The organism is Gluconobacter sp. Dm-62 (assembly GCF_018256155.1).
Taxonomy (GTDB): domain Bacteria; phylum Pseudomonadota; class Alphaproteobacteria; order Acetobacterales; family Acetobacteraceae; genus Gluconobacter.
On record NZ_JAERLY010000007.1, the window covers coordinates 116,888 to 141,764 of the forward strand.

The 24,877-nt window shown below is 59.2% G+C and carries 19 protein-coding genes; 9 read left to right on the forward strand and 10 right to left on the reverse strand.

The window, feature by feature from the left end; all coding sequences use genetic code 11:
• Positions 1–5: 5 nt before the first annotated feature.
• From JK202_RS09285 to JK202_RS09300, 4 genes are all read right to left on the reverse strand, one after another.
• Entirely contained in the window at positions 6–1,490 is a 1,485-nt protein-coding gene (locus JK202_RS09285) for an aldehyde dehydrogenase (protein WP_211560408.1), read from the reverse strand.
• A 63-nt stretch (positions 1,491–1,553) separates the two neighbouring features.
• On the reverse strand, positions 1,554–2,699 hold the full coding sequence (locus tag JK202_RS09290; RefSeq protein ID WP_211560410.1) for an alpha-hydroxy acid oxidase: 1,146 nt from the start codon (positions 2,697–2,699) through the stop codon (positions 1,554–1,556).
• A 40-nt stretch (positions 2,700–2,739) separates the two neighbouring features.
• Positions 2,740–4,368, reverse strand: a complete 1,629-nt coding sequence (locus tag JK202_RS09295) for an amidohydrolase (RefSeq protein ID WP_211560412.1) — start codon at positions 4,366–4,368, stop codon at positions 2,740–2,742.
• The gene (locus JK202_RS09300) at positions 4,365–5,750 is read right to left on the reverse strand and encodes a cytosine permease (protein ID WP_211560414.1); all 1,386 of its coding nucleotides are present in this window, start codon (positions 5,748–5,750) and stop codon (positions 4,365–4,367) included. Before JK202_RS09300 ends, JK202_RS09295 begins: the two co-directional genes overlap by 4 nt.
• Positions 5,751–6,016: 266 nt before the next feature.
• Between JK202_RS09300 and JK202_RS09305 the strand changes: the two genes are divergently transcribed.
• The 8 genes from JK202_RS09305 (at position 6,017) to JK202_RS09340 (ending at position 16,537) form a co-directional block, all read left to right on the forward strand.
• Positions 6,017–7,042, forward strand: a complete 1,026-nt coding sequence (locus tag JK202_RS09305) for a zinc-binding dehydrogenase (protein ID WP_211560417.1) — start codon at positions 6,017–6,019, stop codon at positions 7,040–7,042.
• A complete protein-coding gene (locus JK202_RS09310; protein WP_249199878.1) occupies positions 7,036–7,803 on the forward strand; it encodes an SDR family NAD(P)-dependent oxidoreductase in 768 nt (255 codons plus the stop codon). The genes JK202_RS09305 and JK202_RS09310 overlap by 7 nt, the downstream gene beginning before the upstream one ends.
• A gap of 52 nt (positions 7,804–7,855) precedes the next feature.
• Entirely contained in the window at positions 7,856–9,184 is a 1,329-nt protein-coding gene (hisD, locus tag JK202_RS09315; RefSeq protein WP_211560418.1) for a histidinol dehydrogenase, read from the forward strand.
• The gene (locus JK202_RS09320) at positions 9,181–10,527 is read left to right on the forward strand and encodes a hypothetical protein (RefSeq protein ID WP_211560420.1); all 1,347 of its coding nucleotides are present in this window, start codon (positions 9,181–9,183) and stop codon (positions 10,525–10,527) included. The genes hisD and JK202_RS09320 overlap by 4 nt, the downstream gene beginning before the upstream one ends.
• Positions 10,528–10,554: 27 nt before the next feature.
• Entirely contained in the window at positions 10,555–11,946 is a 1,392-nt protein-coding gene (locus JK202_RS09325; protein WP_211560422.1) for a cytosine permease, read from the forward strand.
• Positions 11,947–12,092: 146 nt separating this feature from the next.
• Positions 12,093–12,506, forward strand: coding sequence for a RidA family protein (locus JK202_RS09330; protein WP_211560425.1), 414 nt, complete (start codon positions 12,093–12,095; stop codon positions 12,504–12,506).
• A 72-nt stretch (positions 12,507–12,578) separates the two neighbouring features.
• Complete coding sequence (locus JK202_RS09335; RefSeq protein ID WP_211560427.1) at positions 12,579–14,921, forward strand: TonB-dependent receptor; 2,343 nt, start codon at positions 12,579–12,581, stop codon at positions 14,919–14,921.
• Entirely contained in the window at positions 14,921–16,537 is a 1,617-nt protein-coding gene (locus JK202_RS09340; RefSeq protein WP_249199880.1) for a GMC family oxidoreductase, read from the forward strand. The genes JK202_RS09335 and JK202_RS09340 overlap by 1 nt, the downstream gene beginning before the upstream one ends.
• A gap of 28 nt (positions 16,538–16,565) precedes the next feature.
• On the opposite strand, the gene JK202_RS09345 is transcribed toward JK202_RS09340, so the two are convergent.
• Genes JK202_RS09345 through JK202_RS09355 form a run of 3 tightly spaced genes read right to left on the reverse strand, consistent with a single transcriptional unit; the run spans position 16,566 to position 19,713 of the window.
• Complete coding sequence (locus JK202_RS09345) at positions 16,566–17,243, reverse strand: DUF1028 domain-containing protein (protein ID WP_211560429.1); 678 nt, start codon at positions 17,241–17,243, stop codon at positions 16,566–16,568.
• Positions 17,244–17,283: 40 nt separating this feature from the next.
• The gene (argE, locus tag JK202_RS09350) at positions 17,284–18,456 is read right to left on the reverse strand and encodes an acetylornithine deacetylase (protein WP_211560431.1); all 1,173 of its coding nucleotides are present in this window, start codon (positions 18,454–18,456) and stop codon (positions 17,284–17,286) included.
• Positions 18,457–18,471: 15 nt separating this feature from the next.
• Positions 18,472–19,713, reverse strand: coding sequence for an NAD(P)/FAD-dependent oxidoreductase (locus tag JK202_RS09355; RefSeq protein ID WP_211560433.1), 1,242 nt, complete (start codon positions 19,711–19,713; stop codon positions 18,472–18,474).
• A gap of 262 nt (positions 19,714–19,975) precedes the next feature.
• Between JK202_RS09355 and JK202_RS09360 the strand changes: the two genes are divergently transcribed.
• Entirely contained in the window at positions 19,976–20,707 is a 732-nt protein-coding gene (locus tag JK202_RS09360; RefSeq protein ID WP_211560435.1) for a class II aldolase and adducin N-terminal domain-containing protein, read from the forward strand.
• 50 nt (positions 20,708–20,757) lie between these two features.
• Here the strand turns inward: JK202_RS09360 and JK202_RS09365 are convergent, their stop codons facing one another.
• The 3 genes from JK202_RS09365 to JK202_RS09375 all read right to left on the reverse strand — a co-directional run bounded on the left by JK202_RS09365 (position 20,758) and on the right by JK202_RS09375 (position 24,399).
• The gene (locus JK202_RS09365; RefSeq protein ID WP_211560437.1) at positions 20,758–21,684 is read right to left on the reverse strand and encodes a LysR substrate-binding domain-containing protein; all 927 of its coding nucleotides are present in this window, start codon (positions 21,682–21,684) and stop codon (positions 20,758–20,760) included.
• Positions 21,685–21,857: 173 nt separating this feature from the next.
• Entirely contained in the window at positions 21,858–22,985 is a 1,128-nt protein-coding gene (locus JK202_RS09370; protein WP_211560439.1) for an acyltransferase, read from the reverse strand.
• Between the two features lie 118 nt (positions 22,986–23,103).
• The gene (locus tag JK202_RS09375) at positions 23,104–24,399 is read right to left on the reverse strand and encodes a hypothetical protein (protein ID WP_211560440.1); all 1,296 of its coding nucleotides are present in this window, start codon (positions 24,397–24,399) and stop codon (positions 23,104–23,106) included.
• Positions 24,400–24,877: the final 478 nt, after the last annotated feature.

Below are 24,877 nucleotides of genomic sequence, written 5' to 3' on the forward strand. Positions count from 1 at the left end.
ACGGCTCAGTATTTGATCCAGACCGTCTTGAGCGCGGAGTATTTATCAAAACTGTGAAGCGAGAGATCGCGCCCGAAGCCGGACTGCTTCATCCCGCCAAAAGGCGTCATGGGAGACAGGGCGTCCACGGTATTGATCGACACCGTCCCGACATTCAGCATGTCCGATATGCTCAGCGCCCGCGTCAGGTCCTGCGTCCAAATGGATGCGGCGAGGCCATAAGGTGTGTCATTGGCCAGAGTGACGGCTTCCGCCTCATCCCGGAAAGTCTGGACAACCAGAACCGGCCCGAAAATCTCCTCGCGCGCAATCAGGGCATCATGCGGAACATCCGCAAAAATCGTCGGCTGGATGTAGGCTTTCGATGCCCCGCGGCTCAACTGGCCGCCCCCTGTCACAAGGCGGCCGCTCTCGCGCCCTGCCGCAATAAATCCGACCACACGCTCCGCATGCTCCGCCGATGCCATCGGCCCAAGTCGGGTGGACGGGTCCAGCGGATCTCCGGGAACAAGCGCCTCGGCCTTCGCCTTCACACGTTCGATCATGTCCTGCGCGATCGACTCATGCACCAACAGACGCGAGTTCGCGGAACAGACCTGCCCCTGATTGAAAAAGATCCCCCAGGCCGCCTTCTCCGCCGCCGCATCCAGATCGGCATCAGGGAAGACCAGACACGGGCTCTTTCCCCCCGTCTCAAGCCAGACCGGCTTCATGTTGCTGTCACCGGCATAGCCCTGAAACAGCTTCCCGATCTCCGTCGAGCCTGTAAACGCCAGACAGTCCACATCAGGGTGCAGCCCCAATGCTTGCCCGGCCTCATGCCCGAACCCGGGCACAACATTCAGAACGCCATCTGGAAGACCGGCTTCGGATGCAAGCTCTGCCAGTCGCAGTGCGGAAAGCGGGGACTGTTCGGCGGGCTTGAGCACAACGGAATTGCCCACGGCCAGAGCTGGGACAATTTTCCAGATCGCCAGATCAAGCGGGAAATTCCACGGGACAACCACGCCAACGACGCCAAGTGGGACCCGGCGCACCATTGCAAGATCCCGCCCGCCCGTCGGAGCGATCTCGTCATACAGCTTGTCGATGGCTTCGGCATGCCACTGAAGAATGGCCGCAGCCCCCGGAACATCAATCGTGAGCGTGTCCGAAATCGGCTTCCCGACATCCAGCGTGTCCAGAAGCGCCAGCTCTTCAAGATTGTCCCGCAGAAGCTGAGCCCAGCGCAGCAGAACAGCCTTGCGCTCCGCAGGCGTCATCCCGGCCCAGACACCACTCGCAAAGGCCGCCCGCCCGCTGACAACAGCCCGGTCGACATCCTCGGCATCGCCCCGCGCCACACGGGTCAGAACAGCAGCTGTCGCAGGATTGAGCGTGTCAAAACGCTGTCCGGAAACGGCAGGAACAAACCGGCCGTCAATCCAGCAATCATTGCGAAAAGACAGCTCGGCAGCACGCTTCGTGTAAAACTCGGTACTTTTCGTCATCCGGTCGGCTCTCTTTTTCGTCTCGGGGACATTCCGCGGGCGTTCTGCCCCGGACATGTCAGACTATAATTCCCACAGGGCATCCGACCCGCGCCTGCGCAGCGCGGCAATATCTTCGAGACCGGCCAGCCCCAGAATATCCACAACTTCCTGAGACAGCGCCCTGATGGCGTTCTCAACCGACGCCTCGCCCCCGGCGGCAAGCGCCCAGGCCCACGGACGCCCTATGGAAACCGCCGTCGCTCCAAGCGCCAACGCCATGACAACGTCCCCACCCCGGCGGATTCCACTATCAAGAACGATGTCGCCCTTCCCTTCCACGGCCGCCACAATCTGCGGCAGAACGTCGATCGTGGCAGGCGCCGGGTCCATCTGCCGCCCCCCGTGATTGGAGACGATCACACCATCCGCACCCGCCTCAATGGCAACACGGGCATCTTCCGGATGCATGACCCCCTTCACAACCAGCCGCCCCTTCCATTCGCTCCTGAGCCATTCAAGACCAGCCCGGTCGAGCGTGGGGTCAATCTGGGCGGCCATTTCCTTGGCCTGTCCCATGATGCCATGCGCGGTGGTATATCCAGCAAGATTGCCGATCGCAGGTGTCCCACGTCCCACCATGCCCAAACACCAGCGGGGATGAGCAAGCAGCCCCGCCATCTGCATGAGCGTGGGATGGGAGAGATGACGGAAGCCATTGCGGACATCCCGCTCCCGAACCGGCGTAATGGCCGTATCCACCGTCACGATAATGCCGTCGATGCCGCACTGCGCAGCCCGCGCCAGCATATCCCGTGTCAGGGCACGATCCCGGAAAACATAGATCTGCGCGAGCGGTGCTCCCCCGACCTTCGCCACCTTTTCCATGGGATCAATGGAAAAAGTGGAAACAGCCATCCCCACACCACACCGCAATGCCGCCCGCGCCGCCCCTGCTTCCCGGTCAGGATGTAGCATCCCCGCAAAGCCGACGGGCGCCAGCATGAACGGTGCTTTCCACTGCTGCCCGAAACAATGGACACCCGCATCCACCGTCTCGACGTTCTTCATCCCCCGCGGCACGATCCCCCATTTCCGGAAAGCCGCGCGGTTGCGCGCCATGGTCCATTCACCATGTGCGCCACCATCAACGTAATCCGCAAACAGCCGTGGAAGACGCCGCCTCGCAGACGCGGCAACACTGGAAAAGACACCGTCATCAAGCGGCATATACAGAAAACTCCGCACAGGTTGTCATGAGCGCAAACAGCTAGATGGCACTTCCGGCATCAGGCCGTGCATCGTAAACGATCCGCCCTCCAAGGAAGGTCATAAGAACCGAAATCTCCGGGATCTGGTCGGGCGACACATCCTCAGGATCAGCACTCAGGACGACCAGGTCCGCGAGCTTCCCAACCTCAATGCTGCCTTCCTGTGCATCCCGGTGACAGGCAAACGCCCCCGCTTCCGTATAGGCATACAACGCCTCGGACACAGTAATGGCCTGCTGCGGAACAAAAGCTGCCCCGCCAGCCAGACTGCGGCGCGTCACGGCTTTGCTGATCCCCCGAAGTGGAGAAAGCGATACGATCGGCCAGTCCGTCCCAAAGGCCACGACACTACCTGCGTCAAGGAGCGCACGGTTCGGAAAAGCCCGCTCCAGCTCACTCTCGCGAACCCGCTGGGCCCAGACACCCTGCATCCCCATCCACTCATCGGACGGCGCAACCATGACCGGCTGGAGACACGCAACAGCGCCCAACTCCCTGAAGCGGGAGATGTCTTCCGCAAACGGGATTTCCACATGCTCAACACGATGCCGCAGCGATCGCGTCTTGTCCGGGTCCTGAGCATAAGCATCCAGAGCCAACTGGATCGCACCACTGCCAATCGCATGCGTCCAGATCTGAAAACCGGCTTCCGAAACCTGCCGGACCGCAGATTTATAGGCCTCAGGCTTCCAGACCAGCGTCCCCGTCTCGTCCGGACGATCCGCATATCCCTGCGGCATGCAGGCGGTATGCGATTCCAGAACCCCATCCAGAAAGAACTTTACGCCATCCAGACTCAGCATAGGGGAGTGGTAACGCTCACGCAGCCCCTCGATCTCGGCCAATCGCTTTTCCGACAGCGCCGGTGGCGGCATCTCGACCATGACCCCGACACGACAGGTCAGCCCGCCAGAAGCCTCCATCTCACCAAGCGCCGGGAAAAGCCCTTCGTCATAAGCCGCGCTCTCAACCCGCGTAATTCCGCATCGCGCCATCTCACCCAGCACGCGCTCAAGCCCGTCCCGGATCATTGCATCATCCATGGGCACCACATGAGCCCCGACCAGCTTGCCAGCCTCTTCCTTGAGCCATCCTGTCGGAGAACCGTCCGGCCGCCGAACAATTTCCCCGCCCTCGGGGTTCGGGGTAGACGCATCAATCCCCGCAAGCTCAAGCGCCTTACTATTGGCCCATGCCGCATGAGCCATCCCCGACCTCAGAAAAACCGGCCGGTCCGGCACCACGGCATCCAGCATTGACCGGTCGAAACCTTCTGGCGGCAGATCCGGATACCCGTAACTCCACTCCAGCCCCAGCAGCCATTCCCGCTCCGGATGCGCCACAGCAAATCCTTCTACCCGCGCCACGACTTCCGCCATCGTTCGGGCGTCCCGAAAACCGATATTCGAAAGATATTCGGCCCCCATCAGCAGATGAAGATGACTGTCGACAAACCCCGGAAGAATGCAGGCGCCCCCAAGATCGATCTGCTCCACATCCTCCGGACAACCGTCCAGAAGCACAGAGCGTTCGCCAACCGCCGCAATTCGACCATCACGGATCAGGAGCGCACCCTCAAGCCGCTCATTCCCCGGCAGCGCAATCCTCGCATTATACAGAAGCTTCATGCCCGTTCTCCGCCGGGCAGAACCTTCCGCCGGAAAGTGCGCTCAGCAAGAATATAGAGCGCTGGTGTAAAAAGAAGACTGACCATCCAGGAAATATCCACACCGCCCAGAAACCTGGCCGCGCTCCCCGTATAAAGATTTGTCGCAAGAAACGGAATCTGAACAACAATCCCCACCACATAGCAGGTCAGTGCAGGGACATTATAATACCCATAAAGACCGCCATCCTTTCTGAAGAAAGAGGGCACATCGTAGTCTCCATGATGCAAAATATAGTAATCGGTCAGATTGATAGCCGTCCAGGGAATCATGACGGACATCAGAAGCTCCAGAAACTCGCTATACGCCGTCATGAACTGATCAGCCATGAGCGTCGCCATTCCAAAAGCCAGTGACAGAAGCCCGACAGTGACGACCAACCTCGCACCTTTCCCGTAATGAAAACCGGGCGTGAAAGTCTGTGCGACGGTCAGTGTCGAAAGCGCCCCGCAATAGACATTCATGGCATTCGCCACCGCAATACCGATTGAAAGCGCAAGCAGAACAGGCACCGAGGCCACACCCAGGATCGCCGTCAGAGCCTGAATGACATGCGCCCCGCCAGCCACGAGCCCGATCGCCGCCCCCAGCCCCATGGCCAGCATCGAACCGGAAACAGAACCCGAAAAACATGCCACAAACGCATATTTCTCGCTTCGGGGCCCCGCCGGAAGATAACGCGATGAATCAGAAACATAGGGCGCATAGGCAATCTGCCATAAGGCAGCCAGCGACAGGGTCTGCAGAATACCAGTCCAGCCCCATGGCTGCGTAACAGCATCATGCACGACCGGATGAACCCCCATAACCTGCCATATGCAGACAAGCACGGCAGCCCCACAGAGCAGCGTCAGGATACGTGCCGCAACATGGATCACGTGATAACCAAGAATGGCAGGAGCGATGGACAGAAGCTGGATGATCAGGATTGCGGGAAGCCGACCCAGCCCCGGAAAGCAGGACTGAAGCCCCTCCGCTCCCAGAACAAGATTGGAGGCCGCAAACCCAACATACATCAGCACAATGATCGCGGTCACCGGAACCGCCCCGAACAACCCGAACTGCCCGCGTGTCTGGATCATCTGCGGCACCCCGAGCCGAGGCCCCTGCGCCGCATGAAGCGCCATGAAAATGCCGCCCACCAGATTACCCACCAGCAGCGCCAGAAGCGCAGGGATCAGAGACAACCCGAAAACCGTTGTCGCCAGCGCCCCGGTCACGACAGTCAGCATCATGAGGTTAGGCCCGAACCAGACCGTAAAGAGGTCTTTTGCAGTCCCATGACGGCGATCCGCAGGAATGGGGTAAATCGTCTCTGCTTCCAGTGTGCCAATGGTATCCATCGTGCCACTCTCCGTCCTGATGCCAGTCAATCCGTTGTCCGGAAAGGCGCTGATACTGCCGCACTCCATTGCAACATCGGACCATTATAAAACATACATTCTTCCGTATTGGTAATGTGTTTCTGGTGCATATTTCCCGAAGCCGTACCCCGGAAAAAGCTACGCGAAGAACCAGCATGCCGGCCTTTTCATTCCGCCATCATCATATCTATACCGGAAGGGTGGTGTAACGCCCGACCTCACCCTGAAGGGAAAGGACGACTGTCATGCTTGCTGCGCGCTTTTCAGGTGTTGGAGACATCCGCATTCTTCCCGTCCAGACCTCTCCAGACCTGCCTGACGGATCAGTCCGCATCCGGGTCGAAGCCGCCGGGATCTGCGGGTCTGACCTGCACAATTTCCAGACCGGCCAGTGGATCTCCCAATGTCCCGTCACACCCGGACATGAGTTCTCCGGAGTCATTACACAAATCAGCGGCGACTGCGGCTCCCATACAGTCGGCGAGCACGTCATCGCAGATTCAAGAGTCGGCTGCGGCACCTGCCAGGCCTGCCGGTCGGGCCGGAAAAACCTCTGCCGCAACCTCAGTTTCGTCGGCGAAAGCTGCGACGGCGGGTTCGCACAAGAGGTCATCCTGCCAGCCTCCCAGATCCTGTCTTTCCCCCGCACAATCCCCCTGCGATACGGTGCCCTTGTCGAGCCACTTTCCGTGTCACTGCATGCTGTCAACCGCCTCGACCCACTGCCCGGCGCGCCCGTGGTCGTTTGTGGCGGAGGCACCATCGGGGGGCTGGCCGCCCTCCTGCTCCGGCAGCGTGGTCATGATGTGTACCTGCTTGAACGCAACACGGGGCGCCAGACACTTCTCACCGAAACCATTGGCACAACTCCGCTCTCCGCCGACCGACAAGGCTGGAGCGCCCGCTTCGGTCCCGAAGGCCCACGCTTCATCCTCGACGCCACGGGCTCCGCAACCGTTGTGCAGATGGCATGCAACCGGCTCGCTCCGGGAGGCCGCCTCGCTCTCGCAGGCATTTTCCATCACGCACCGCAAATGGACTTCAACCTGATCGTGGAGCGGGAGCTGGACATAAGGGGCGTCAGCGCCTTCGCCAATGAGATGCCTCAGGCCATCGCAATCCTGCCAGACCTCATCCCGTTCCTCGAACGACTGGTCACACCAGCCGCCAGCCTCACCGACCTGCCAGACCTTTATACCCACCTGCTCTCAGGCGCAGAAAACCGCCTCAAAACCCTGATCGCCCCCAACGGTACGGACGGAACATGGTAGACATGCCCCAGCTTTTCTCGCTGACAGGCAAAGCGGCCCTCATTACCGGAGGCGGCCGGGGGCTCGGAAAAGCCATGGCGTTCCACCTGGCCCATTGCGGTGCAAAAGTCTGGATCTCCGGCCGCAACGCCGCAACACTCGAAGCAACCTGCTCGGAAGCCGCTGCCTGCGGCATGGAACTGCATCCGCTCGTTATGGATGTCAGTAACCTCGGCTCGATACACGAGGCCTTCTCCCACATCCCCCGTAAGGGCAGCTCCCTCGACATCCTCGTCAATAACGCCGGCGACGAAACCCTGCGCGCCAGCGACGACGTGGATGAACCCCTGTGGGACCGCCTTCTGGACACCAACCTGAAAGGACCGTTCTTCGTCGCCCAGCAGGCCGCCCGCCTGATGCAGAACGGGGGCACAATCGTCAACATGGCCTCCCTCACCTCCGCAGCAGGCGTTGCGAAGGCCGTCCCCTACAGCGCCTCGAAATCCGGCATCCTCGGACTGACGCGCAGCCTCGCCGTCGAATGGGCGCCGCGCGGCATCCGGGTCAACGCTCTGGCGCCCGGCTACTTCCATACGGACATGACCGACATGTTCTTTCAGGACGGCGCATGGCGCGAAAAGATGCTGTCGAACATCCCCCTCGGCCGCTTCGGACTGCCGGAAGACCTTGCCGGCCCCCTGCAATTCCTCTGCTCCACAGCCTCCGCCTACATCACCGGACAGGTTCTCTATGTGGATGGCGGAACACTCGCCGCTCTCTGATCCTCACAACCCCTGGGATGCTGTCGAACATCCCCCTCGAAAGAGATATCCGATGTCTGAAAACATTACATTCCACGATCTGACCCAGACTGAGACGACCCCCGAAGCCCTGCTGCAACGGACAGAGAGTGACCTGTCGGTTTTCTTCGAACGCGTCAAACCGATCATCGAACAGGTCCGCACCGAAGGCGACGCCGCCCTGCGCCACTTCGCACAGGCCTTCGACCGGGTGACCACTCCCAATATGAGCATCAAGGCAACGCCGGAAGAATTCGACGCCGCCTTCGCCAGCATAGAGCCCGACGTCCTCGAATCCATCAAATACGGCATCAGAAACATCCGCCGCTTTCACGAAGCCCAGAAGCCCGAGGAAAGCTGGATGATCGAGGTCCAGCCCGGCATCTGGGCCGGTGATCGCAACGTCCCGATCGATTCCGTAGCCTGTTACGTCCCACGCGGCAAAGGCAGTTTCCCAAGCGTCGTGAACATGACGACCATTCCCGGAAAAGTGGCCGGCGTCCCCCGTCTGATCATCGTCACACCCCCGTCCCCCGACGGCACCGTCGATGCCGGCACTCTCGTTGCCGCTCGCCTGATCGGAGTCGAGGAGGTCTATAAATGTGGCGGCGCACAGGCCGTTGCCGCCGTCGCTTTCGGAACGGAAACCGTGCCCGCCTGCGCCAAGATCGTCGGCCCCGGCAGTCCGTATGTCGTCGCCGCCAAGCGACTGCTGTCCGACCGGATCGACCCCGGCATCCCCGCAGGCCCCAGCGAAAGCATCATCCTGACCGATGACAGCGTCGATCCGGTGCTGGCCGCACTGGACCTCATCATCGAGTCCGAACATGGTCCGGATTCCTCTGCCTGGCTCGTCACCAGCAGCCGCCGCGTGGCCGAAGGCGTCATCGCCGCCCTGCCCGCACACTGGGCCGAAATGGACGCCAAACGCGCCGAATTCTCCCGCGCCGTTCTGGGTGGCGCTCATGGCGGCGTCATCCTGACCAAGGACTTCAGCGCTGCCGTCGATTTCACGAACGCCTACGCACCGGAACATCTCGAAATCCTGACGGTCGATCCGATGGCGGATCTCGGACGCATCCGTAACGCAGGCGAAGTCCTTCTCGGCACGGCCTCTCCCGTCACATTGTGCAATTACGTCCTCGGCCCGAACGCCGTCCTCCCGACAAACCGCGCTGCCCGGACCCACTCCCCGCTTTCAGTCCATGATTTCATGAAGCGCATGTCCTTCGCCCGCGTCTCGCCGGAAGCCTATCCGGAAGCCGCCCGCCACGCGGAACGCTTCGCACGCTACGAGAACTTCTCAGGCCATGCCCGCGCCGTCTCCTCGGCCCGCCCCATGCCAAAGCTCGAATCACGATGAGCCCCGAAGCAAGCAGCGAGGAAACCGTCAGCGCGGCCGGAATCCTCGCCGCAGCCCGAAGCGGAAACCCCGCTCTCGCCCGGGATCTCCTGTCACGCATGATCGAGGAGGAGTTCGGCTTCCGGATCACGGAAGTCGTTCTCGGCGCGGATGATTACAGCCTGAACTCCGTCAACGGGTTCATGACCCGTGACGACGGAGAACAGTTTTTCTTCAAGTTCCACCACGAAGAAAACGAAGACTCCGTCCTTCAGGAATTCTACCGGGGCGAAATCCTGCTGGACGCAGGCTTCCCGGTCGATATGCCCGCCCATGTCTGCCGTCGCGTCGGACGGCAGATCCTGCTCTACCCGCTCAAAACCATCCCGAAACTCGCCGATGCCGCCCGCGCGGTCGATCATGGAACGCCTTTGCATGGCTCGGACGGACTCGATCTCATTCAGGCCCAGCAGGCACTCGATCAGCTGAGCGCCACGCTCTACCTGCGCTCATGGCACCCGATCACCGCGAAACAGAGCGCGGACGAACCGATCCACCAGCTCTTTCACCATCGCCTCACCACACCGGATCAACCGTCCGATACGCTCGGCGGAAGAGCAACAAAGTTCTTCGCTCCGGAACGAGAATTCACCTTCCCCGGCATCGTCCTGACTGGCAGCGAGCTTCTCGAACTGAACTGGGTGATCGACGACATACGCTACGACCGCACCCTGAAAGACTGCTTCCAAAACTCGCTCAAAAATCTGGCGCCCGAAACGCTGGCTCAAAGCGGCGGTGTCGTGGCCCACGGAGACGCCCATAACGCCAATGTCTGGTTCAACCCTGACAGCGCCAGCCTGACCCTTTTCGATCCTGCCTTCGCCGGACGCAACATCCCGGCCCTTCTCGCCGAGATCAAAGCCACATTTCACAACATCTTCGCCCATGCGGACTGGCTCTATCATTCTGCTGAACTGGACACCTGCCCCGAAATCCGGATCAGCAACGGAACCGCTTTCGTCACAACGCACTGGTCGCTCCCGTCCCTGAGACGGGCCTTCCTCCGCGACAAGGCCCGGTTCCTGTGGCGCCCTCTTCTGGAAGGGCTAGCGCAACGCAACGTCCTGCCCGCCAACTGGCGCGAAACCATCCGCTCCGGTCTGTTCTGCTGCCCGACTCTCGTCATGGATCTCTGCGCCAGAGCAGACTCAAACCCCAAAAGCCGCCACACCCCGGCCTCCTCCCTGACGGGACTCGCCATCGCCCTGATGTGCGGCGCCGAGCCTGAAAAAGAGGACGTGATCTCACGCTTCCTGAGGGCTATCGACCCAGCCCATACAGTGCCAGAGTGGAACGATATCTGATCCAGAAAACGGGAAAGATCCCCCTTCATGAACCCGTCCCAGAATAAGACCGTTCAGGAAACCGCAACGTCAGCCTTTGCCGTTGAAAACGAAACGATCTTTCCCGTCCCTGAAGACCGTCGCCATGGAAACGCATGGTCCCTCCTGATGGTCTGGATCGGCGCGAACCAGAACATCATGGCCATCATGACCGGCCTGATCTACCCGAACATCTGTCACCTTTCCCTCGGCTGGTCACTCCTCGCCATTCTCACGGGAAATCTGCTGGGAGGCGTCTTCATGGCCCTTCACGCCGCCCAGGGTCCCCATCTCGGCATTCCCCAGATGCAACAGACACGCGGGCAGTTCGGCTCGTCCGGAAGCCTGCTGATCATTGCCATCATCATCCTGATGTATGTCGGCTTCACATCCACATTCTTCGCCATCAGCCGCGAACAGATCGTGCAAGTGTTCGGAAACTCCGTCAGCCAGCTCCCGATATGGATTTCCGTCATCGTGATCGGCAGCCTCTGTGCAATCGGCCATGACGTCATCGAACGTTTCATCTCCGGCTTCATTCCTGTCGCCGCCATAACATTCGTCCTTCTTGCCTTCGCCTATATGTCCGCCTCCGGCGGTCATCTCGCACAGCCGATGTGGCAATCCCCCACACCCCACGACTTCCTGACGGCCCTGTCGCTCGGCGTCCTGTGGCAAATCGCCTACGCCCCCTATGTCTCTGATTACACGCGCTATCTTCCATCAGCGACCGGTGAACGCACGGCCTTCCTCGTCTGTCTGGCAGGCAGCGTCATCGGCACCGCGTTCCCGACATTCATCGGCTCCTATATCGGCAGCACCGGATTTTCAGGAAACATGTACGACGCCGTAAGGCCCTGGTCGCCGCTGCTCCCAATGGCCCTCTTTGCGGTAATGATGGTCTCAACACTGGTAAGTTGCACGATGCAGATCTACTGCGCCGCGCTCTCCTCCCTGACTTTCCTCCAGACCTTCCGCCCCAACTGGACCCCAACCGGAAAATCGCGGGCCCTGGCTGCCCTGACCCTGTGTCTGTGCTGCGCCGTCATCACCATCAATCTGAATGGAAGCGTGCTGGAAATTCTCGACAACGTCATCGCGCTGCTGCTCGCGGTCCTGTCTCCCTGGACCGCCATCAACCTCGTTGACTATTATCTGGTCCGACACGGAACCTACGATATCCCCTCCCTTTTCCGGCACGACGGCGGCATTTACGGCCGCGCCAACCGCCCGGCGCTGCTGTGCTACGCCATAGGCGTCATCGTGCAGATTCCGTTCCTGTCTAACGGCCTCTATACCGGCCAGCTTGCCCGCGCCATCGGCGGAATCGACGTCTCCTGGATCCTCGGAATCCTCGTCCCCGGCCTTCTTTATCGTGCGCTGGCGCGACACAGAACCTGACGGTTGGCCTCTCTGCGAAAGCCTTCTTCAGTTTTTCCGAAGCGCTTCCCCATACATCCGTTCTTTAACTCAGCGCATCGAATTGCGACCATTACTCTATCGCACCAAACTCGCATCAGGCGCGAAGAGTTTGAGGAAACAGTTCCATGCCCGTCCACACCCGAATCCGCCCCTTCAATACGAAGGAAACGTACCCCGAACAGAGCCTCGACAACGATCTCTGTCAGGCCGTCGTTGCTGGAAATACCGTCTATGTCCGCGGACAGGTCCCTCAGGATCTCGACACGCGTGAGAACGTGGCCGTCGGCGATCCAGTCGGACAGGCCCACAAGGTCATGGAAAACATCACTCTGCTCCTGAAGGAATCAGGCTCCGACCTGTCCCATATCTGCAAGGTCACGGTCTATCTCACCGACATCCGCTACCGCGAGGCCACCTACCGCGTGCTGGGACAGCACCTCAAAGGGGTTTTTCCCGTTTTCACCGGACTGGTCGTGGTCGCGCTCGCCCGGCCTGAATGGCTGATCGAAGTGGACGTCATCGCCGTCATCCCGGACTGAACACACGCCATAAGCCCCTCCTCCCTAACGAAAGACCCGCGCCGCACGGGTCATCCATGCCGAGGCACCGCCATGCAGACGAAATCCCTGCTTTCACGCCATTGTTTGCTTCTCTCCTCGACAGTTCTCCTGCTGGGAGGAGGCGCGAAAACAGCCCTTGCAGCCACAACCAGACACAACGCTCCCGCTCACAACGCCCAGCCGGCGGCTACCCCAGCCCACGCTAAACGCACCTCGGTAGAAAACACCGGCCCTGGCGAAACAATCAACGTCTCTGTCAGCCGCCACAGACCAGGCGGCGGCCTGATCAAACGCGAAACCGCAGCCCGCTCCATCAGCACCATCTCCCACGAATTCATCGCCAAACAGTCCCCCGCCTCCAACACCCTGGCCCTCGTCAACCTTTCCCCCGGCGCCAACGTCGCCATGGGAGACCCCTTCGGCGTCACCGACCAGTCCTCCGTCAGCGTCCGCGGTCTCAACCAGCAGGAAATCGGCTACATCTTCGAAGGCGCGCCGATGAACGACCCGGACAATTACACGCCCAACTCGTCGGAGTGGGTGGACAGCGAGAACATGGAAAGTGTCCAGCTTCAGCAGGGCGCGCCTGATATCGAAATTCCGACTGTTTATTCTGCTGGTGGCACGATGAACGTGCGGATCCGCAATCCGGAATACAAGCGTTCGGGGCAGATTGATGTCAGTTATGGCTCGCATCAGATGAACCGGCAGTTCATCCGTTATGATACCGGGGAGATCGGGAATACGGGTGTGCGGGCGTTTGCGTCATTTTCGAACCTGACCAGTCAGGCGTGGCGCGGACCGGGGCGGAATAACCGTCGGCACATGGATTTCAAGGCGATCAAGGACTGGGCGCCGGAGAGCTATACGACCCTGTCTCTCACGTACAACAACGAGAGCACGGCCTGGTACAGCACGCCTTCGCTGGCGGCATGGAACAAGAGCGGTCTTGGCGGTGGGATCAATCTGGATGGGACCTACAAGTTTGGCGACGCAAACTACTACAAGGGCTTCCAGACGAACTGGACGGATTATTTCCTGAGCAGTCAGTCCCACTTCAAGCTGAACCATCAGCTTTCCGTGGATATCACCCCGTATTTCTATCATGGGTCGGGGAATTATCCGCTGGGCGTTTATACGATCCCGACGAGCGGCACCTATTATGATGGGACGCAGCCGGTGAATGGCCAGCTTGCGGGGAACACCTATTCGCAGGATGGCAATGTCGCCGCGAAATGGGACTGGTACGGGCGGGAGAACTATACCGGCCTGAATGCGGCCATGCATTACGACGCCGGAATTAATCATCTGGTTTTCGGGGCGTGGTATGGCTACAGCGACATGAATGTCAGCGAGCCTTTCTCGGGGCTGGACGAGGCCGGGAATGTTTCGAATTCGCTGCTCAAGCTGACGGACGGGACCGTTCTCAATGGCTGGCGGTATCATACGATTACGCAGATGGTCGGGTTGTATGTCGGGGATGAGGTGCGGCTGCTCAATGACCGGCTGCACATCAATGTCGGCTTCAAGGAAGTCATGACCGCGCGCAGCGGGACGCTTCAGCAGCCGGGGCCGCAATATGCTGTTGGCTACAACTCGGCCGAGCCGCTTCCGCGCATGTCGATCAGCTACAAGGTGAATAACAACATCCAGCTTTTTGCCAATGCGACGACGAGCTTCCGTGTTCCGATGGGGTCGGCATTCTACAACCAGTATAACAGCCCGTATGATGCCAGCCTTTACCAGACGGCCAATACGCATCTGAAGGATGAATACAGCATCGCCGAAGAACTGGGCGCGCGGTATCATAACAACTGGATCATGGGTTCGGTGACGCTGTTCAACTACAACTTCGTCCACCATGCCATCAACCAGTACATCAACGCCGTTCCCTACTTCCTGGATGCGGGTGGGATGACCTCGCGCGGGGTGGATGCGGAACTCGGCTTTACGCCCTGGCACCATTTTTCGCCGTACATGTCTGCCGAATATCTTTACGCCACCAATGACAACAACATCACGATGGGCGGTGTGACCTACGCCACGAAGGGCAAGATCGCGACGTCGGCGCCGCGCTGGATGGCGGCCATTGGTGTTCAGTATGATGACGGGACGTTCTTTGGCAGCGTGTCCATGAAGTATGTCGACAAGGAATACGGCACGTTCATGAACGACGAGCGCATCCCCGGCCACAAGCAGGTGGACATGATGCTGGGTGCGCGCACGCACGATATCGGGTTTTTCAAGAAGCCGAGCATCCGCCTGAACATCGTCAATCTGGGCGACAGCCATTACCTGTCCGGCGTTTACAGCACCGGCCCGGTGGCAGGAACATCCAGCTATTATGTGGCGCCGTCCTTCGCCTGCCTTGCGACTGTTTCCACGGGTTTCTGATGGACATGTACAGCGACCTGTCCCGGTCTTTTGACTTCATCGTTGTGGGAGCCGGTTCGGCGGGATGTGTTCTCGCTAACCGCCTCAGCGCCGATGGCCGTTTCCGCGTCTGTCTGATCGAGGCGGGGAAAAGCGACCGTACCCCGAGAATCCGCATCCCGGCGGGGACGCTGACGCTCTACAAAAGCCGGCGTTTTGCCTACCAGTTCCACTCCACGCCGCAGGAGCATCTGGCGGCCCGGCGCATCCATGTGCCGCGCGGCAAGGCGCTGGGTGGGTCCACCACGCTCAACAGCATGATCTATATCCGGGGCGACCGCACGGATTACGATCACTGGCAGGCTCTGGGCTGCACGGGATGGGGGTGGGACAGCGTTCTTCCCGAGTTCCGGGATCTTGAACACTGTCATCGCAAGCTTGATCCGGCGTTTCATGGCGTCATGGGGGAGCTGGATGTTACAACGCCGCGGGACGTCAATCCGCTGTCACGCAGTTTCGTGCAGGCTGGTGTCAGCGCGGGGTTCCCGGAAAACTCCGACTTCAATGGAGCCACGCTGGAGGGCGTCGGGATCTATGACGTCACGCAGCGCGATGGGTATCGGCTCAGTGCGTATCGCGCTTTCGTTCATCCGATTCTGACGCGGCCGAATTTCACTCTGATGTCGGGTGTTGAGGTCCGCAATCTGGTGATTGAGGAGCGGGTGGCCCGGGGAATCGTGATCGTTCAGGACGGCGCAACGCAACTGTTGCGGGCGAAGCGGGAAATCGTGCTCTGCGCAGGCGCGATCGGTTCACCGCAGATCCTGATGGCGTCGGGGATCGGGCGGAGTGAGGACCTGATTGCAGCGGGGATTTCGCCCCTTCATCATCTGCCCGGCGTTGGGCAGAATCTTCAGGATCATCTGGACGGGCTGGTCACGGTCCGTTCGAAAGATCACCGGACGCTGGGCTTTTCCGGCCGTTCTCTGCCAGCCATTCTCAAATCTCCGTTCAAATTCCTCTTCGGGCGCAAGGGGTGGCTGACCACGAATTATGTCGAGGCCGGAGGGTTTGCCCGCACGCCCATCGCCTGCGACAATGTGCCCGACATCCAGTTCCATTTCGTGCCCGGTTATCGCAGTCCGCGCGGGCGACTGTTCGAGTGGGGGCATGGGATTGCGATCCATACCTGTGTTCTGCGGCCGAAGAGCCGGGGCAGCATCAGGCTGGCGACGGATGGCTCGAAGCAGCCGGTCATCGATTTCAATTTCGCCTCGGCCCCGCATGACCTGAAAATCCTTTGCGAAGGCATCCGGGCGGCGCGGAAAATTCTGGAGCAGGCGGCGTTTGACGGAACGCGGGGCGCGGAAATCGCGCCGGGCAAAGACGTACAAAGCGATGCGCAGATTCTGGAGTATCTGCGGCAGAGTGCGGCGACGGTCTTTCATCCTGCGGGGACGTGCCGCATGGGCGTAGACGACGACGCGGTTGTCACGCCGCGCCTGAAGCTGCGCGGGATTGAGGGTCTGCGCGTTGCGGATGCCTCGATCATGCCGACGCTCATCAGCGGCAATACCAGCGCGCCGAGCATGATGATCGGGGCGAAGGCGGCGAAAATGATTCTGGAAGACGCCTGAATAAGGCTCTTCCAGAAAACGGGGGGCTTTAGCGGTCCCCCGGCACCCCATAAGACGGGGCCGAAAGCGGGTTGAGGCCGCGCGTGACGTAGTCGTGCATCTGGGGCTGCCAGAGCGTCCAGAGGCGGCGCAGGTCAGCGAGGGGGGCGTCGCTCCAGTCCACACGCAGATCTACCAGAGGCCAGCTCTGCTCTTCCACCACCATCAGCCCGGCGGAATGGACCGGCCCGGCTTCCCCGCCAGCCTCAAGACCGGCTTCCATGGCAAGGATCAGCCTCTCCGACAGTTCCAGCGCCGGGCTGGACGCATTGAATGCTGCGATCATGATATTCGGAACATCTTCGCGGGCCAGCATATTGCCTGCTGCGGCGACATTCGTGCCGGACACTTCGGCGTGGCATCCCAGGATCTGTTTTCCCGCCCAGAGTGCGGTGTTTCCATCCCGGTCCAGGACGATGAGCTGACGGAACTCCCGGAAGGCGTTGCCGCGCACCAGAATGTCCCGGCATTCCTCCGCCGTTGCGCCCTGCGCCAGCAGGTCCAGCCCGGACGGGCCGAGGCGGGGGTCCGTGATGTTCTGGGTAGCCACGACGCCGACACCGGCTCTGGCAAAGGCGCAGCGGCTGGCGACGGCCGGGGAGGAGGACGAAACGGCCATCCCGAACTGACCGGTCCGCTCACAGCGGGCGACAATGGAAAATGTCATGGGCAGTGTCTTTCATGAATGGAGCGGCTCATGACGCCGCTCATCGTCTGAGATGTTCAAGGACCCCGTTCAGGAAACGCTCTGCGGCGGCCAGTTCGGGCAGGGTGACGTATTCGTCAGCCTTGTGGGCGCGTGCGATGGAGCCCGGGCCGCAGACAATGCAATCCATCCCGAGATGTTCACTCAGGAGCCCTGCTTCCGTTCCGAAATCAATGGTGCCGACCTGATTCTGGCCGGCTTCATGCAAGGCAAGTGAACAGATATCGCTTGAGGGGACCGCGTTCAGGCCGGGGTAGGAATTGATGACGCGGAGTTCGACGGCACCACCGCCGAGTTTCCCGACAGCCTCGCGTCCGGCGTTTTCCAGCCAGTCCAGATAGGGCGCGCCGTCCTGACCCGGCAGAAGGCGCAGCTCCGCTGTGAGCGTACACAGGTCCGGGACGATGTTGAGGGCGGCTCCGCCGGAAATCAGCCCGGCCTGAACGGTGGAGAACGGGACTTCGAAACGTCCGTCATGCCGTTCGGTCTGGCGGATGTGTTCCTGAAGGCGGGAGAGGGCCCCCACCATGTCACCTGCCAGTGTGATGGCGCTTTTTCCGAGGAACGGATTTGCCGAATGGGCCGCCTGCCCCCGGCAGATGATTTCGAACGCGATTTTCCCTTTATGGGCGACGGCGACCTGCATTCCTGTCGGTTCGCCGACGATGCAGCCGACGGCCTGAAGGTCGCCCTCTTCGCGGATGCCGTCGATCAGGGAGCGCACTCCGAGGCAGCCCAATTCCTCGTCATGGGAAATCGCAAGATAAAGCGGGCGCTTCAGGGCGGGGCGTCCTTCCCTGCCCGCTTCACGGGCAAGGTTCAGCATACAGGCCAGAAAGCCCTTCATGTCGCTGCTGCCCCGGCCGTAGAGCCGGTCGTCGTGGCGGGTCAGGACGAACGGGTCCGAAGACCAGTTCTGGCCGGTGACGGGCACCACATCGGCATGGGCGGACAGGACGATGCCGCCCGCTTCCTCCTCCGGGCCGATGGCAGCGAACAGACTGTAGCGCCCCGGAACACCGGTGGCGGGATCTCCGGGGACGCGGCGCACTCTGGCCCCGGAGGCCAGAAGATGCGCTTCGATCCAGTCGATGATCTCACCGTTTGGCAACCCGCAGACGCTGGGAAAGCCGACGAGCGTCGAGAGGATGGTCTCGATTTTGGAGACGGACACCGGGCGCCTCCGCCGTCAGCCTGCCAGAGCCAGACGACGGTCCGCGATATATTCTCCGAGGTAATCCGCATCGTGCCAGACCCCCCAGATGAACGGAGAGGCACGTCGTGACAGCCATGCCAGACCAAGGAAATAGAGCCCGGGTTCGACGGATACGCCGCGCTCGTGACGCGGGGCGCCGCGGGCATCGAGGACGTCGATATCGATCCAGCTGAAATCGAACTTGTAGCCGGTGGCCCAGATGACGGTCTTGATGCCGGCTTTTTCCAGATCAAGGCTCAGGATCGGGTCTGTCACGCAGGACGGGAGGGCTCCGATGGCGCGGGCTTCCGGTTCTTCTGGCAGGTCCAGTCCGTGAGCCGCGACATAGGCGTCCGCGGCATCCAGCATCGACAGGTAGTTGGCGTCTCCCCCTTCGATATTCTTCTGAAGGTCTCTGGCGAAGTGCAGGCAGCCATTCTCGAAGGTTTCGGTGCGGCCGAGCAGGGTCATGCCATTGGCGGCGAGATTGCGGAAATCAACGGTGTGGCCGCCATGCGCGCCGCTTACCGCGATGGTGACGTGTTCCGTATCCGGGCTGGGCACTTTCATATCCCACAGGCCGAGCACGCCGAGCCACCATACGAAATCGCGGCCGCGATAACGACGGGGCGGACGGTCATGGGGGCCAACGGACAGCCAGACGTCACGCCCCGAAGCGCGGAGTTCGTCCGCAATTTGGGCGCCGGACGAGCCCGCGCCGATAACCAGAACGCCGCCTTCGGGGATCTGCTGCGGGTTTTTGTAGGTGTTCGAGTGCATCTGGAGCACGTCGAAATCCTCGGGGATAATCTGGGGGAAAGACGGCTTCTGGAAGGGGCCTGTCGCCACCACGACGTTTTTCGCCCTGATGGTGCCGTCTGCCGTTTGCGCTTCGAATCCCGAGCCGTCCGCAGACTTTTTGAGGTGACGTATCTCTACTCCGCAGCGCACTGGCATGTCGATCTGGCCAGCATAGGCTTCGAAATATTCGACGAGCTGTGCCCGGGGGGCAAAGCCATCAGGGGCGGTTTCGTCAAATGTTCTGTTAGGAAAACGGTCGTGCCAGGCTGGTCCGTTGGCGACAAGGGAATCCCAGCGTTCGGCACGCCATCTCTGGGCGATCTTTCCGCGCTCGACGACGAGATGTGGTACACCCCGCTTGCCCAGATGCTCGCTCATTGCCACGCCGGCCTGGCCAGCACCAATAATGAGGGTATCGACGGTTTCCGTTGTCATGCTGGACATTTCCTACTGGACTGACAGAAGAATTCTTCCACAACTCAGGAAGACCTCTCCGTTGTTGTATGGAAACGATATGCCGTGAGAAACAATCGAATTGATTATCGTTGCTTAGTCTTTTCCTAAGAGTTTTCGGGCGTGCTGCATCGGAAAAACAAGAGAGTGCATTCGCTAAATCCGTCTTTCCCGTACACCGTGGGATCTTTAAAGGATGGAGGAATCCCGAGATTTCAGATTATCTTGTGCAGGAGCTGCTCCCATGACCGCCCATGACGAGAAACAAGCCCGGATCGATCTTGCTGCAGCTTTTCGTCTTGCTGCCCGGCTTGGCATGCATGAAGCCGTGGCGAACCATTTCAGTGTTTCGGTGTCTTCGGATGGTTCGCGCTTTCTCATCAATCCGAAATGGCGTCATTTCTCACGCATCCGGGCCAGCGATCTTATTCTGGTCGATACGAAAGACCCTGCCAGCATGGCGGCACTTGATCTGGATCCCACAGCCTGGGCGATCCACGGGCAGTTACATAGCCTGTGTCCTACAGCGCGGGTCGCCATGCATCTTCATCCCATCTACAGCACGACGATTTCCACGCTTCGGGACCCCACGATTCTGCCGATCGATCAGAATACCGCGCGGTATTTCAACCGGGTTGCCGTCGATACTCAATATGGTGGCATGGCCGACAGTGAGGCGGAGGGAGCCCGTCTGAGCTCTCTTCTGAAAGACAAGACCAGATTGATGATGGGCAATCATGGTGTGCTGGTCGTGGCTCCGACCATCGGAGAGGCTTTCGACGACATGTACACGATCGAACGCGCCTGCCAGATTTTGGTGACGGCTTATTCCACGGGACGTGAACTCTCCATCCTGTCTGATGATGTTGCCGAGAGAACCGCGCGTGACTGGGAGAAAATCACAGATTTCTCCATCAGGCATTTTGAGGAAATGAAACTTATCCTTGACCGCGAAGAGCCGGATTATTCTGAGTAATCCGTTCCATCAGGGGCCCGCTCCTGCCCTAAGCGCTGAACTAGCAGGTTCTAATGAAGCGGACTCATGCCCGGTATTGCGTTATCCGAAATCGAGGAGCGACAGTGGTGGGCGAAAAGGTCGAGAAGACGAGATTTTCGGACGCCCTGCCATGTCGCCATTCCAATGACCATGGGGCGATGGTCGCCTGACAGCTTCACACGAACGACCTTTTTGCCGTCAAGGGCCATATCTGAACAGGGACGGACATTCGCGAGCGTATATCCATATCCGTTGGCGACCATCGTCCGGACGACTTCCTGCTCGGCAGTACGGGCGTAGATGTTGGGTTCCAGCCCTTCGCGATGGTAGAGCGCGTTAAAATACTGCCTGCTGAGAGGGAGATCCAGAAAGATCATTGGTTCTGCGGCAAGCTCGGCCAGATCTATAGAGGCGCGCTGTGCCAGATGGTGGTTTTCGCTCACCAGGACATGGGGGGGCAAGCTGGCCAGAGGCAGGAACTCGATTCCTGACGGCAGATGAAGGTCGTAGGTAATCGCAATATCGATTTCGGCCTGCTTGAGCTTTTCAGCAAGCCATTCGTGATTGGAGGCTACCTGACGGATTTCAGCGGCAGGATATCTTGTGCAGAAATTATGCACGAGTTCGGGCATGATCATTGGAGCAAGCGTAACCATTGCTCCTACCGAAAGTGTTCCTCGAACCTGGTCCGTGGCTTCGGCAGCCAAGGAATAGAGATTTTCGGCCATCCCCAGAACGCGCTTGGCCTCTTCCATGAGGATCTGGCCCACCGCGGTCAGGGAAAGACCCTGCGCGTGATGCCGGATAAAGAGCTGTACGTTCAGTTCAAGTTCAAGATGAGAAATCGCTGTCGAAATGGACGGCTGAGAAATTGAAAGGCGTTCGGACGCATGGCGGATTGAGCCCGCTTCACCAGCCGCAACAAAATACTCTAACTGACGCAGTGTATAACGCATGACGATACCCTAGCGCATCATGCGCCGGACTCATAACCAGAAGATGACAGATGATTGCGACCGTCGCCTGTGCAGGCGACGGTCGCAATATGGAGGCAGCTACCTTCACGCGGGTTAACAGGTGATAGAACAGGGGGAGCTGCTTGATCTGGTTTTACAGCAGCTATCGCGCTTCACTGGATATATTTCTGAAGGGTACGACCGAGCCTGTTTGCCGGCATTTCAATGAAATGGAAGCAGAAATATGCTGATAGGAACGAAAGGATCAGGACAGGAACCAGCATGACCGGCATTTGCGCGGAGAGCGGTGCTGAAAGCAGGAAGGGCGCTATCAGACGTGCGACAATGACGATTACCAGAAAATGGAAAAGGTATATCCCGAACGATATATCTCCAATCCAGGACAGCCAGCGATACGACAGAATTCTGGACATGTGATTTCTTGTCGCCAGCCCGTAAATAATGATCGCAGAAAAAAGGGCTTCTATCAGGCTGCATAAGGGGTCGTGGAATGGGATCTCCCCGTGATGGGACAGCAGATTCAAGGTTTCCCGAACGCCAAGAAGGCCGATTACCGCAAGATAGAAGAATACATCTGGATAGCTTCGTTGATGCGCGTTCAGAATTCTGAATGTCAGAATTCCAATAATGAAGTCTACCGCATAGAAGATCGGCAGCGTCTTTCCGCTACCGCCAGTCACAAGAAACGACAGTCCTGTGAAGGCCACGGTCGTCAGCGCGGATACCCATATGCGTCCGGTGCAGGCTTTGATCAAGAATGGCAAGACAAGCGCAACCAGGATTTCACAGGCAACCGTCCAGTTCTGAGGGACGAGAGCACTGTTCATGCCAACAAGGCATTTAATGATGGCAAGAGCGGATAAAGGCATCCCGTGAGGCAATAATCCCTCAAACCAGTCATTGAGGAATGGCACGCGTCTTTCCGAGAAATGCGATTTTACGTAAATCAGGGAGAGGACGGTGACGACCATCAGGAGAGGCAGTATCCGAAAGATCCGGCGTGTATAAAAACCCGCGATCTCTCTTGTTCCAAGGGGTTTGCTGAAAAAAGACGGTGACAGAACGAAACCGCTCAGAACAAAAAACACTACGACTGCAGCATGGGAATTGAGGAAAACATTCTCAGCAACAAGCCCGAAAGAACTGCTTACAGGAAAGCAAAGCACATAATGCCGCAGCAATACGACCAGGGAAGCAATTCCCCGCAGGGACTGGAGCGATGGAATATGGTTGTCAAAAGGTTTCGTGACCCTGAATGATCTGCCAATCGTATGAGACACCGTTACTTCTTTCTCCCGTAACTCTCAGTTCGCTACAAAACCGCTGAAATAAAAAAAGGAAGCACCCGTGGACGGGTGCTTCCTTTCGTGTCCAGAAACACTCTGGGTGCTGAGACGATCAGCAGCCCCAGTGGGACGTGTTGTGATATACGGGAGTCTGCGTGTGCGAAGCCGACTGCGTGCTCGACGAGTAGCAGCCCTGCGAACCACTGTGGCTCGACGCCGTGGAACAACCCCATGCGCTGCTCGACTGGCCGTAGCTGCCGCCGAAGCTGCTGCCACCAAACCAGCTGCTGCTACCGCAGCTGCTTGCCTGCCAGCTGTTGCAGGACGAGAAAGCGCCGTGCATTGCAGAAACGATCTTCTGGATGGAGGATGCGAGATCGCTTCCGCCATGTCCGCCGAAGCCCCAGCCACAGTTTCCGCTCTGGCTGCTCTGGTTCCCGCAGGAAGCACCGCCATTGTGGTCACTGTGCGAAGAGTTTCCGGCGTGACCGTTCCAGCCAGACTGTCCGTTCGAGCCGGAATGTCCGTTGTGGTCCCAGTGGCCACAATGCGAATCAGAGCTGCCTTTGTTGGCCGAGGCATCAGAGATCAGATAATTTCCGCTCTTGTCCTGCGTGATCTGAAGCGTACCCGGTGTGTAGCCGGAAGCCATCGAGACATTGCTCAGGGTCAGCGTGTGGTTATCGCTTTCCTGGACAACGAGGCTGTAGCTGCCGTCGGCGTTCTTGACGTAGGAAGCCGAAACCGGGGTTTCACCTGTGTTGGCGGTGATACCGAATTGCGTTTTGGCGGAAACGTCGCTGAAGCTTGTGCCAACGGTCGTGTCCTGACCGTTGAGGAAGAACTGCTCGCTCGACTTGGGATCGAAGGAAACAGAAACGCCCGTTGCCAGGAAGCCCGTGTAGACGGAGCTCTGACCGGACAGGGTGATGTGCATCGAGTTGGCGATGTTGACGCCGTCCGTCTGGCTGCCGAATGTCGAATTGACAAGGTTCAGCGTGCCGGTACCGTTCAGTCGCTCACCATCGCCCATGAAGACGTTGCTGCGGTTGTTCTCAATGGTCATGGTGCCGTTCATGACGTTGATGTCACCGAGCTGAACAGCCGAACCGGTATCAACGACGATCGATCCGTACTGCGACACCTGGAAAGAACTCGTCGAGAAAACAGGCGAGCTTTCGCTGGACGAGCAGGAGGACGCCGTGATGTCGAGCGTGCCGTAATCACCGATCGTGAGGCTGGGAACAGCCGTCGAGCTTGCAGTTCCGGCTACAGCTTCTGCCGTGGCAGTGGAGCTCGTCCCTGTAATATCGACATCATGGTAAGTGGTCGGAGAAGCACCCGTGGACCAGTTCTTAACATTATAAAAATCGCCGTTTGAGCCGCCGGTCCAATAAGTAGAAGCCATTAAACAAGTATCCTATATTCCAGGGAAACCCGGATATTTCTATATTCAAAACTCGAGTGCAGAATTATTCAACCCGCGCACTCTCATCCCGGGTCAATGCCGGATTAATTCGCACATATCGAAAATATTTTCTCATTAATAAGACGTTAAATGTTTTTTTTTAGCAAACGGAGCATTGCCAGAAAAACCCCGGAAATCCCGGGGATTGTGCCGGTTCTTTCAAATTTCCTGATACATGGCGCAGGTCTGGCTGCATGGGATCGCCTGGAACGATCGGCTTTTTCGACCGCGATTCATCCGCCCTGAAGAATTGCACAGACAGGCAAACGGTGATTATGACACTCACAACATATCCGGAATGCAGGAACAGGACGGTCAGGGTTTCCGGGGCCTGACGTTCTTCTGTCCCGGGACAGTCAGATCATTGATCTGGCGTAGCGTCTGAAGGCAGGAGCTGCGTAAATCAATCTGGCTGACT